This is a genomic window from Mesorhizobium sp. C399B (genome assembly GCF_030323185.1).
Classification (GTDB): domain Bacteria; phylum Pseudomonadota; class Alphaproteobacteria; order Rhizobiales; family Rhizobiaceae; genus Mesorhizobium.
The window spans coordinates 4,570,168-4,582,186 of record NZ_CP100472.1 but is presented as its reverse complement, the minus strand read 5'-3'; the positions used below and the strand labels follow the sequence as shown (position 1 = coordinate 4,582,186).

The 12,019-nt window shown below is 59.9% G+C and carries 6 protein-coding genes and 4 pseudogenes; 5 read left to right on the top strand and 5 right to left on the bottom strand.

Annotated elements, in window-relative coordinates; translation table 11 throughout:
* Nucleotides 1–51: 51 nt before the first annotated feature.
* Nucleotides 52–586 (bottom strand): annotated as a pseudogene (locus tag NLY36_RS31810) (aldehyde dehydrogenase family protein); the annotation flags it as partial.
* Between the two features lie 507 nt (nt 587–1,093).
* Here NLY36_RS31810 and NLY36_RS21805 point away from each other — a divergent pair.
* The 3 genes and pseudogenes from NLY36_RS21805 to NLY36_RS21795 form a co-directional block, all read left to right on the top strand.
* Nucleotides 1,094–1,452: pseudogene (locus tag NLY36_RS21805) on the top strand (DDE-type integrase/transposase/recombinase); the annotation flags it as partial.
* A 267-nt stretch (nt 1,453–1,719) separates the two neighbouring features.
* Nucleotides 1,720–2,097: pseudogene (locus NLY36_RS21800) on the top strand (type IV secretory system conjugative DNA transfer family protein); the annotation flags it as partial.
* 641 nt (nt 2,098–2,738) lie between these two features.
* On the top strand, nt 2,739–5,273 hold the full coding sequence (locus tag NLY36_RS21795; RefSeq protein ID WP_031249525.1) for a two-component system VirA-like sensor kinase: 2,535 nt from the start codon (nt 2,739–2,741) through the stop codon (nt 5,271–5,273).
* 855 nt (nt 5,274–6,128) lie between these two features.
* Here NLY36_RS21795 and NLY36_RS21790 read toward each other — a convergent pair.
* Nucleotides 6,129–6,749: pseudogene (locus NLY36_RS21790) on the bottom strand (oxygen-independent coproporphyrinogen III oxidase); the annotation flags it as partial.
* A 909-nt stretch (nt 6,750–7,658) separates the two neighbouring features.
* The gene (locus tag NLY36_RS21780; RefSeq protein WP_198020887.1) at nt 7,659–7,817 is read right to left on the bottom strand and encodes a hypothetical protein; all 159 of its coding nucleotides are present in this window, start codon (nt 7,815–7,817) and stop codon (nt 7,659–7,661) included.
* Nucleotides 7,818–8,042: 225 nt separating this feature from the next.
* Here NLY36_RS21780 and NLY36_RS21775 point away from each other — a divergent pair, with 225 nt between their 5' ends.
* Entirely contained in the window at nt 8,043–8,495 is a 453-nt protein-coding gene (locus tag NLY36_RS21775) for a Fic family protein (RefSeq protein WP_023737288.1), read from the top strand.
* 23 nt (nt 8,496–8,518) lie between these two features.
* Complete coding sequence (locus NLY36_RS21770; protein WP_023737287.1) at nt 8,519–8,938, top strand: Fic family protein; 420 nt, start codon at nt 8,519–8,521, stop codon at nt 8,936–8,938.
* Between the two features lie 77 nt (nt 8,939–9,015).
* Here the strand turns inward: NLY36_RS21770 and NLY36_RS21765 are convergent, their stop codons facing one another.
* Both NLY36_RS21765 and NLY36_RS21760 read right to left on the bottom strand, forming a co-directional pair.
* Entirely contained in the window at nt 9,016–10,509 is a 1,494-nt protein-coding gene (locus tag NLY36_RS21765) for an NAD-dependent succinate-semialdehyde dehydrogenase (RefSeq protein ID WP_023737286.1), read from the bottom strand.
* A 123-nt stretch (nt 10,510–10,632) separates the two neighbouring features.
* Nucleotides 10,633–12,012: an aminotransferase gene (locus NLY36_RS21760; protein ID WP_023747618.1), complete on the bottom strand. Its 1,380-nt coding sequence runs from the start codon at nt 12,010–12,012 to the stop codon at nt 10,633–10,635.
* Nucleotides 12,013–12,019: the final 7 nt, after the last annotated feature.

Below are 12,019 nucleotides of genomic sequence, written 5' to 3'. Positions count from 1 at the left end.
TTGGAGATGGCTCGCTGGTTTACCGGTCTGCGAGCCCTGCAAGCCCATGCTTCAGATGCCGCCCGTGCAGAGGTATTTCATTTCGAGGTAGTCCTCGAGGCAATGGCGGGAACCCTCCCGCCCGATGCCGGACTGCTTCACTCGGCCGAAAGGCGCGGCTTCCGACGACATGCGTCCCGTGTTCATACCACTATGCCATATTCCAAGGCCTCGGCGACACGCCAAACACGCTTCCGTTTGAGGCACAAATGTGGGGGAAGGCCGTAGATCGTGTCGTTGGCCTCATGCACGACCTATCCGCATCGTCGAAGCAATCACAGGCGCCAGCCGCCCGAATGTCTCTTTCTTGCGCGATGGTCATCTCGCTGGAGACCGGACCGATAGTTCGACGTGCCATTCGCGCGATGCGTTTGCCCCCGCATCGATTCTGCGGCCTTTCGCGACGGCATGGGATTCGATTTTGGCCAGAGCCTGCCTGTCGATCAGCGCACCGATCGCCACTCCGGAGCAAAGCCCTCGCCAACGATAAGTGGCGGACTTTCTCCACGAACTCTCGACAAACACCTTCGTGAACGCCTGACTGGACGGGGGTAGCCATGCCGAACAGGTCGCATAACCACGCCATCGTTCGGCGACTGCAGCCGCGAAGCGTCTCGAACACATCGGCTCGATGCGGTTGCGTCCAGAATGCATCAGCGAGCGGCGGGAGTCTTCGCTATATTCGCCCCCGACATCCCGAAGTCCACCAGCTTGCCTGCCAAAAAGGGGTGTTGCATGAATAAACCCGCTTTCGTCGCCGTCAGCCGCGTGCCCAGGAAGGACGACAGTCTCCATAGCAAGAATGCGAGATGATCATCGTATTCAGCGGCAGCGTGCCGGCGAAATTGGGTGTTCGGCAAGCCAAATAGCGCGATGCAGAAGGATGGTGAGGATTTCGCGTCCGCCACTGCGATGCATAGAGCCACCCTTCGCAACCGACCAGCGCAACAAAGCTCGTTATGCGGCGCGTAGGTTCGTAGACGCTTATCCAGTATCGAGATAACAAGGCCGCTGCGCAGGAACGAACTCTGAGAGCGCACCCTGCGAGAGGTTGCGCTTGCTGACGCGGCTGTGGAAGAAGCAGGGGCTCGCGCCGAAGCGCATGATCACCGACTAGCTTCGCTCGTATGGAGCGGCAAAGCGACAGATGATGCCGGACGTCGAGCACCGGTCGCACAAGGGGTTGAACAACAGAGCGGAGAATTCCCATGTGCCGCCGCGAAAACGGGAGCGGATGATGCAGGGGTCCGATCGCCGGGAGGCCTGCAACGCTTCGTCTCGACCTTGTCAGCCCTCCGCAACCTCTTCGTCCCCCGCCCCAAACGTTCTGCTCTCGCCATACATGTTCATCGCTTGCAAGCCATCGCCGAATGGAAGGCCGTGACTGGAACGCCCGCAACAATGGATTGCTAACGGCGAACTCATGCTGGTCGGCAAGGCGATACTGGCTGGAGCATCAACTCGGCCGACGAGAGTGGCCACACCATCCTAGACAGGATCGGCCGATATGCCCGGCATCGCCGCTCTGCAAAAAGCACAGCGGGCATCCAGACGTTGCCGGGTTGACTATGGGTGTCCGAACCGCGAAAAGAGGCCGCTCTTTATGAGTGGCGTGCGCTGGCAGTCTAACCCCAAGCCCCCCGCCCGGGCTGCCGGCGCGCTTCTAGGAACATCGAGGTAGATGACGAGACTCCGAACTACATTTCCAAAGCTATCGGTGGATTCACATTTCAAGCCCAATCGATTTCCTACAGCCAGGCGCGAACGTTCGATTGGAACATTCAGAATTCACATCAAGGTGCACCGCTATTGCGTCCCGAACAGGTTCGGCTGCTCGATGACGACTACGAGATTGTTCTCATCAAAGGTCTGCCACCATTAAAATTGAGGAAGGTGCGATATTTTTCGGATCGCATTCTGAAACGCATCTTTGAAAGCCAGACAGGCGCCCTCCCGGAGCCGGCGCCCTTGACGGGAGCAGAGGAGGCGCTCTCCGCAGAATCTCAACTCGATGACCCGCTGTGTGAATTGGCGCAGGACTTTGACGATACAGTTTGATGTGAGGCTAGTATGAACCCGCGAAATAGTAATCCATCCCGTGTAACAGCTTTGTCGCAGGTGCAGGACGCCGGCTTGGAAGACGGGCAAGCGGTCCAGGCCCGGCGAGTGGGCTTTGAGCAGCACGTGTCCGAGGCGCTCCGGCCGCTGTTCGATGGTCGAGCTGACGAGCCGCCTACCGGTCCAGAGGAGCTTCTGCGACTGGAAAAGGGGTTTCGCGAGGTGCTTCAGCGAGGGCAGGATCATCAAGCCGCCTCGTCTTTTTTCAGCGATCCAAGGATGCCCGCTGGACGGGATGACCCCAAGGGAAGCGTGTCGGACGCTTTCGCAGCAGCCGGCTCTAGGCACGCCGTAGTTGAGGCCGCCGCCCCGCCAGTGTTAGCTGCCAGCCAACAGCAGATCCGGCCCTCGCCAGTTGCGTTTGACCGGCCGGTATCATCCTCGGCTGCTGCAGGCGTGCGCTTGTATGCCCCTTCGATGATCTCTCGGAAGACCAGTTCCGAAAACTGCGATCAGTTGCCCGCCTTGTGCTGCCGCCTCGCCGTCGAGGTCGAAACGCCCGCGAATCAATGGAAGGTCAGCGGGCCATGGGGGCAGAGTGCAACGGTGTCTACACCGCCTGTTTGAGGGGAGAGGTACACTTGGCTTTCCTGTTCCAGCAGCATCCGGCCGCACACCGACGCGATGGGGAGCTAGAATTCAACTCGGACCTTCGCAAGGCACGCACCGCGGCTCAAACGCCGTTCGTTTGGGAAAAATGGCTCAGTACCGACAAAGCTTCTGTAATGGCCCTAGTGGCCTCGGTTGCGCTCTTGGTCGCGATACAGTGGCAAGACCCCCAGATCAACGAGGCGGTCCTAAGCGAACTGCGGACGATTCAGATCAACTACGCATTGCTCCAGCGAGACGTCGCCCGCGCCGACATGGTATTGGACTTCCGTTCCGTTGCTTCTACCGGGCAAGCATTAAAAAGGAACCTTCAAAACTACCAACGCCTTGTTGAGATTTCGCCCAATGAGAGCTCCGGGGTGCACTCCAGGTTGGTTGCACAGCTCAAAAAGTCCCTCGAAAACACAGAAGCTGCCATCTCGAACTCGGCCGCGCAAAATGAGCTTCTGCAAAGCTCTCTCGTACGCTTTGCTCGCTCGGCTAATCGCCTTTGGGGGGGAGTGTCGAACAGGCCTGAATTTTCCAATCTGATCCTTCAATTTTCGGCCAGCCCGGGATTCAGCCTCGCATTACAAATCGATCAGTCTCTCCGCCGACTTCCTCCTAGCCAGGACCAAGTCACGGAGGATGTTGCCCGCGAGGGCCGCGCTATCCTGTCCTCAATGTTGAGGTTGGACCGCGCTGTCAATCGGATCCCATCCTTCGACACGTTCGCCAAGGCTGCCGAATTGGAGCGAGAACATCTGAAAGCCTACAGCTTCGCCAGCGCGCAAGCGCAGCGTACACGGCTTTTCTTTGGCTTGGTGTCCATATGCCTCTGCTTGTTTGCGACCATTCGAGCCTCCACGCTGCATGTGCGGACGAACCGGTTGGAAAGGCGGTTAGAGCTTGAAGCGGCGATGAGTGAGATCGAAGCTTGTTTCATCGACAGTCAAGCAACGAAGGCTTCGCGGCGCTTCTCCACCGAAGCGGCGCTTAGACTCATTCAATGCGTTTTCGATGCGGATCAATGCGCGCTTGCTCTGGTGGATCCGAGTATCAGCAGGAATACCGAGTACTTTGTCGCGAACAAGCGCATGCGCGTCTGGAACGCCACGCTAATCCATGAAGTCGTCTCACTTGTACACCCGGAACAGCCAGTGTTTCGCGTCGTTCCGGCGTCGGAAGTGGTTCGGACTGCCGTAGGCACTACCGGTGTTTGTCAAATTGTTGGTTGCCGGGCCTCCGATCAGCAGGCTGCGGTTTGTATCCTTGTTTTTGAAGGAGATCGCTCACCACCCTCCACAGACGACCTCCTGGTTCTGGCGAGCGCTACTGTGCGTTTAGGCAACCATCTTGAAATGCAACGTGTACACACGGAACGTAACCTTTTTGAGAGTCGATGGGAGCATGCGGAAAGGCTGACGGCTGTCGGCACAATCGCAAGCGGCGTTACACATGAATTCAATAATGTTCTAGGAGCAATAGTCGGCTACGCAGAGATGGCTAAAGGTCTTGTGCGTCGCCCCTCGAGAATTCGGGGCCACATCGGCCAAATTATCTTGGCCAGCAACCGAGCCAAACTGATTATTGATCAAATTTTGTCACTAAGCCGAAATCGGAAGCGCGTGACGATGCCTTTCGACGTCTCGGAGAGTGTAATGGATCTCGCGCCATTGCTGCGGGTTACACTTCGTGCGGATGTTCAGTTGAACTTCAAGATCAACGAGTGGCAAACGGTGATCGAGGGCAGCCCGACCGAGATACAGCAGATCCTTATGAATCTATGCAAGAACGCGTCGGAGGCTCTCTTGAATCAGGGCCGTGTCGAGATTAGCGTTTCTCGCGCTCACGTCTGTCAAACGAAGCCCGTGGCTAAGGGCACCTTGAAACCGGGAGATTACGTTCTCCTCTCCATCAGCGACGATGGCCAAGGAATCGCAAGTTCGGTGCTTCCGCATATCTTTGAGCCCTTTTTTACCACGCGCTCTCGCGTCGGCGGGACCGGACTGGGTCTTGCTGCAGTGGACCGCCATGTGAGCGCGCTCGCAGGATGCCTTGACGTCACCTCGGCTGTTGGCCGAGGTACACGCTTCGATCTCTACTTACCGGCCTGCGCTGAGGAGCAGGTCAGAGCTGATAGCGCTTTCGGCCCATGCGATGGATCACTTGGCAACGGAGAAATCATTGCAGTCGTTGACCCCGATCCAGCAGCGTTGGAGATCTACAAGGATAAGATCGCCGCGCTGGGTTATAAGCCGGTCGGCTTCGCGACCTTCGAGAGTCTTTGCGACTGGATCGAGAGCGGGAAGGCAGCCGACCTCCTAATTTTCGATAAAGCGACTTTCCTCGGGCCAGGACAGCCCGAAGCCGTACGTACCACCCTGATGACGGTGCCCATCATCGTCGTTGGTGGAAGCGACCCCATGCCGATCACATCTGGTAATCAGACCTTCGTCCTTTGGCTAGCCAAACCGGTCTCGTCCAGGACGATGGAGCATGCAATTCGTAGGATGATAATGGCATGATGCCGCCGACGCGCTCAGGATACCGAGCTATCGAGGCAGTCGGAGGCGGAGCCGGCTGGGATCCAGCAAATACAAGAGCGTCGGACGATCTCTGCGCACCCGGCTCATGGCGAGTTCCCCTCGAACACTGTCGTCGGCTTCCGCTCAAGGAAGGCTCCCCGACCACGGCAAACCTGCCGCCGTGCTCGTGACCGTCAAGGACAAGTCGCCGCGCGATGGGGTCTGCGGGCCTCCATCCTTGACAAGTCACTGCGCGCTGGCGGCGACAGGCGACGGGTAATATAAGGTCGGGACGAGGAGATGGTCGCCAATCGGTCACGCAAGATGGTTGACGAAATGACTCGAGAGCAAAGCTTGACAATCATCGCCCCATTCACGCCAGACTTCTCCTGTGCGTTCATCATCGGCCACGGCTCCTCGCTGCCCCGACAAGGCTATCGCCGCCCGGCCGGGCAAGCGATATCCCAGGTTCCGACGTGTTCCTTTCATGCTTGATGGACCTAGGCCCCGGCAGGCATGTGGCTGGGTTCTCGGTCGCGGATCTGTGGGCAAGCACGGGGTAAGCGACGGCTCGACCCACCATTGGGAAGGCCGGCTTCGGCACGGAGGTGCGGCCTCGGCGTTGAGAGGCATCGGATCGGGTGTAGCAGGACTTTCGAACTAACTGCCGACAACACACTGGATAGGCCGTTCTCGTCGTTCGGTCCAGTTCACCAACGCCTATGTCGACATTTTACGGCGCTTCACTACTAACCGGGCACCGCACGATGGCAGCTCGTTCTCTCCGGCAAAAGGTACTCCCTGTGTTAGCTTCCGTGTTGTGTGCTTGCCCTCAACTGCGGGATACGTAAGGCCATCCCTAAAAGCATCGAATGCGGCAGCAACAGCGCGAATCCCAAAGCGATGCTCCCGCCGTACGCGGACAAGACCGTTTTCGAAGTCCACTATTCCGTCCTTGGCCAGCATCGCCAAACGCTCATCTGAACCGCGAAGACGGATCGGATCAGATCCGTGGGCGACACAGATTGCCGGCACGTCAGCCTCGAAATCGCACATTAATCGCTCGATGATTGCGGCTCGCACGCGGTCGTCGTCTGTGAGGCGATGGCCCTTCGATGTCGCCAGTCGGCCAACTGCGATGTGCTGGATGTAGATATCCCGTGTAACTTCGTTTTGAACGTACCCCTGGCCGATGCGGCCGATAGCCGACGCGCCGAAACCGATCAGGGTTCTGCAGGTATCGGCAGAGCAGCCCAACGAGTTACGTCGCAGGCGACCGGTTTCCTGTGCCAGCGCGAGCTCGTCGTGCGGCAAGGCGAAAAGGTCGAGCCCGATCTCCCGGTAGCCGGCGGCAACCAGCGTCACGGCGACAGCCGCATGCTGTTCAGCGCGGGCAGCGCTGGCAAGCCGGTCGGGGCGCATGGCGACCGCTGCCCTCGCCGTCTCGACCCACGACACCACCGTTTGACGCGGCAGGCGTCCCATGGTGATAACAAACCACCTTGCCGCTGAGCTCGCCTGTGTCTTTGCGTTATGCCAGTCCGTTCCGCTTAGATGTCTTGGCCGTTCCCGCCGAGACCTCACGCGCACCGTTTTGTTCCCACCATCCCTCCCCGTCAGCTCCGCCTGGGAAATTCTGCCAGCTTGCCGGATCCGACGAGATAATGCAGCGCTGGGACGGACTTTGCTCGCCAGCTAGCGACCGTGGTGATCTCTGCCAAAAGGACGAGGCCATGAACGCGATCGGCGCTAACGGTGGGCGTTTGTATAAGCCTTGGGGTGGGAACTGGGCCTTCTATGCTGGCGCCACATACAAGCTCAACGAGACAACTTCGTTCTACCTTCGGCTCTCCCGGTGACCAGCTCTCAGTAGCGTCGCGGCAAACGTTGCCTAGGGGCTTCTTTTCGATTTCACAGCTACGGCGACTCCAAACTCAGCAGTCGGCAAGATGGAAGCTTCCAACGGGAACTGCCCAATGCGAACAAGAAGAGCAGTGTCGGCAGTAATCCTGCGCTTCGAACGCTCATCCTAACGCCGTGAAGCGTTGAGCTCCGAGGTTGGGCAGACCAAGCCCGCAACACGCTCCAAGAGAACGGCGCATAGAAGCCATACGAGATTGCAGCCTAGCCTTCGGGGCCGGACGTTTTTTCATATCAGACCGGTGGGGATGAAGCCTGCCATCCAGCACCCGGTCAGTTTCAGGTCAAACTTGAACTCCCAGTCGGGTCAGAACGCGATCAACTGGCAGTCCGACGCACTTAAAAATGACAAATGGATCGCCTGCTTTTGGGCCATCCATGGGGAATTCGGGCGCGAGAGAACAAGCTCACACAGCATAAGCGAAGCTCCAGGCGAATCTTGCGCTGGCCGAGGCAGAACCATGTTTAAAGCTGCCTGTTTTCCACCTCGAACCTGTCTGAGTCCGGCCGATCGTCATAGATCGGCCAAAGCATCGGCCAGATGGCTCCCCCAACTACGGTTTGTGCATAGTTGTCAGTACGATAGGCCTGCCGAACATCGGCCATGATCATCATCGGCAGCATCGATTTGTGTCCAAGCCTGGCGACGTCGGCTGTTTTGGGCAAAAGCCTGCACTCGCCGTACCGCAGCCAACCTCGCCCATCTCGTGCGCATCATGAACACCTACTACAGCAACCTGATCGAAGGCCACGATACGCGCCCGCGCGACATCGAACGGGCGCTGGTCGGAATTTCGATCGAGACGAGAACGCCGCAATCTGCAGCTCGAGGCGGCCGCGCACGTTCGCGTGCAAGCCGAGATCGACCGCCTGGCTGCCGATGGGCAGTTGCCGGAACCGGCATCGGTAGGTTTTCTTCGATGGCTGCACGCGGAATTCTATCGCGATGCCGAAGCGCCCATGCTGACCATCAAGGGTGCCGGCCGTGAGTTCGTCATGGCGCCAGGTGAGTGGCGATCGAAGCCAGAGCATGACGTCGCCATCGGCCGGCATGAACCGCCTTCGAGCGATCGCGTCAACGATTTCATGCAATACTTTGCCATGCGTTATCGCTTCGATAAGCTGGGCAAGGCCGGACGCATCCTGACCATTCCTGCCGCGCATCACCGCTTCAACTACATTCACCCGTTTCCGGACGGCAACGGACGCGTCAGCCGATTGATGAGCCACGCCATGGCCCTCAGGCCGGGGTCGCCGCGCACGGGCTGTGGTCGATCTCACGAGGCTTGGCACGTGGCGTGAAAAGCCGAACGGATTACAAGAGCATGATGGATCATGCCGATATGCCCCGCCAGGGTGATCTCGACGGACGTGGCAACCTCTCCGAACGCGCACTCGGCGATTTTACCTTATGGTTCCTGCAGGCGTGTATCGATCAGGTGAGCTTCATGACCGGACTGTTCGATCTCGACACGTTGGCCAAGCGGCTGTATCGGCATGTGGAGCGCAGTGGTCTGAAGCCCGAAGCCGGCCGCCTCGTGGAGGAAGCGCTCACGCGCGGTGAGTTTGACCGCGGCGAGGCATCCCGTATTAGCGGACTACCCGAACGTACGGCGCGTCGAGTGTTCAATGACGTAATCGCGCTCGGACTATTGGCGTCGGAAACGCCAAAGGGCCCAGTGTCCCTACGCTTTCCGGCGGACGCTCTGGACGCGCTGTTTCCGAAGCTTTTTCCGGAAACGTAAGAGCATAGGGCGCTCACGATCTTAGGTCACTTCTCCTCGGAACCGGAAAGATTTTCACCGGATCACCCGCGGGTTCGTCATTCCGCGTTCTGAGACGCGGGAAAAGCCGGCGCACTAGAGCCGAGGCCGCCGATGCAGACATATTTGGTATCGAGGTAATCTTCGATGCCCTGATGTCCGCCTTCCTTGCCGAGGCCGGATTCCTTGACGCCGCCGAAGGGTGCCTCCGGCGTGGTGATGAGGCCTTCATTGACGCCGACCATGCCGTATTTCAGCCCTTCCATGACGCGGAAGGCGCGGCCGAGATCGCCTGTGTAGAAGTAGCAGGCGAGGCCGAATTCGGTGTCGTTGGCAAGTGCTATCGCCTCCTCTTCGGTCTCGAACTTGAACACCGGTGCGACCGGGCCAAATATCTCTTCCTTCATGAAGCGCATCTTGGGTGTCGCGTTGGCAATGACGGTCGGCTGGAAGAACGAACCGCCGAGTGCATGGCGCTTGCCGCCGGCGACGATCTTGCCGCCCTTGGATGTGGCGTCGGCGATCAGTTCTTCGACCTTCTCGACCGCCTTTTCGTCGATCAGCGGCCCCTGCTGCACGCCGTCCTCGAGGCCGGAGCCGACCTTCAGCCCATTGCTGGCGGCAGCGAGCTTCTCGACGAACTTGTCATAGACACCAGCCTGGACAAGGAAGCGGTTGGTGCAGACGCAGGTCTGGCCGGAATTGCGATACTTGGCGGTGATCGCGCCGGCGACCGCACGCTCGAGGTCAGCGTCGTCGAAGACGATGAACGGCGCGTTGCCGCCGAGTTCCATCGACACTTTCTTGACTGTGACCGACGACTTCTGGATGAGAAGCTTGCCGACTTCGGTCGATCCGGTGAAGGTGATCTTCGACACCAGCGGATTGGCGCAGATCTCGTCGCCGATCTCGCTTGCCGAACCGGTCAGGATGTTGACGACACCCTTGGGGAAGCCGACCTCCTCTGCGAGCGCACCCCAGGCGAGGCCCGAATATGGTGTCTGCGAGGCCGGCTTGACCACTGCGGTGCAGCCGGCGGCGAGCGCCGGGCCGAGCTTGCGGGCCAGCATCGAGGACGGGAAATTCCACGGCGTGATGGCGGCGATGACGCCGACCGGCTCCTTGGTCACCAGGATGCGGCGGTCCGCCCATGGCGAAGGCACGACATCGCCATAGGTGCGGCGACCTTCCTCGGCGAACCACAATATGTAGGCCGCGGCAGAGCCGATCTCGCCCTTCGATTCGAACAGCGACTTGCCCTGTTCGATGGTCAGCAGTTCGGCCAGCACGTCCTGATTGTCCATCATCGCGTCATGCAGCTTGCGCAGCAGCTTCGAGCGCTCGAGCGCGGTCGTCTTGCGCCAGGTCTTGAAAGCTTCTGCGGCGGCTTCGATGGCGCGGCGGGTCTCGGCCCTGCCCGACTTCGGCACGGTGCCGATCTTGAGACCGGTGGCCGGGTTGTTGACGTCGACCGTCAGTCCGCTGTCGGCCTGCACCCACTCGCCGTTGATGAGATTGGCCTGGCGCATGAAATGGCTGGTTTTCTGAAGCATGGTCTGGCCTCCGTTCGGATAAGACAATCAGGATCCTGTATGCTGGCTGCGGCTCGCGCTTGCCCAAGCGCCTTTCGCGCGGCCGGCCCCTCCAGCGACGTCTCGCCGCCTCGCCGGGCGGGTTCATGCCGACTGGTCAGTCCGCGCATGGGCCGCCGCGGTCTCATCAAGAGCCGCGCGAATGCCATCAACCATGTAATCGATCTCTTTAGGGGCGATGACGTAGGGCGGGCAGATTGCCAGCACGTCGCCCATGTTGCGGATCATGACTCCGTGCTCGCGGCACCGCCGCTCGACATCGGTGCCAATTCGCAGCTCCGGCGCAAAGGCGCGACGGGTGGCGCGATCCTCGACGATCTGGATCCCCGCTATAAAACCGCGGCCGCGGACCTCGCCGACCAGTGTATGGTCGTTGAGCGCGTCCGCGAGCGCTGCATGCAGATAATCGCCGAGACGGCGCGCCTGGCTCACGAGATCGATCTCGCGGTAGATCCTGATCGCCTCGGCGGCGACGGCGGCTGTCACCGGATGGCCGGAATAGGTGAAACCGTGGCCGAACACGCCGACCTTGTGGGCCTCGTCGGCGACGCACTGGTAGACCTTGTCGGAGATAATGACGCCGCCAATGGGCAGATGACCGGATGAAAGCCCCTTGGCGACCGACAGCATGTCCGGTTCCATGCCAAAAGTCTGGCTGCCGAACCAATTTCCGGTGCGTCCGAAACCGCAGACCACCTCGTCGGACAGCATCAGGATGTCGTATTTGCGCAGCACCGCCTGAACCTTTGGAAAATAATTCTCCGGCGGTACCAGCACGCCGCCGGCGCCCATGACTGGCTCTGCGATCATCGCGGCAATCGTCTCTGGCCCCTCCGCCAGGATCAGGGCCTCGAGTTCCTGGGCCAGGCGCGTGGCGTAGTCATGCTCCGCCTCGCCCGGCAGACCGTCGAGATAGTGGAACGGCCGCGCGGCGAATATGACGGGAAGCGGCGGCAGGTTGAAGGACTTGTGCATGTGCGGCAGCCCACTCAGCGCCGCGCCCATGATCGTACTGCCGTGGAAGGCGCCAAACCTGCTGATGATCTTGCGTTTCTCCGGACGTCCCCGCGCGGCCTGGTAATACCAGGCGAGCTTGACCATCGTGTCATTGGCTTCCGAACCGGAGCCGACCAGAAAGACGCGCGCGTGGTCGAACGGCGCCAACGCGGTAAGCTGTTCAACGAGTTCGACGGTGGGCTCATTCGAGCGGTGATTGAAGGTGTGATAGACGGCGAGCTTGCGCATCTGGCGGTCAGCAGCGGCGGCCAGCCGGCTGTCGCTGAAGCCGAGCGAGGCACACCAGAGTCCGCCCATGCCCTCGATATAGCGGTTGCCCGCGTCATCCGTGACGGTCGCGCCTTCGCCGGCCACGATCGTCAACGGACCATGATCCTCATGCAGGCGTGGATCCGTTTGGGAATGAAAGTGCCTGGCCATGTCCAGCACGCGCGATTCGTTGTTCATCAAAATT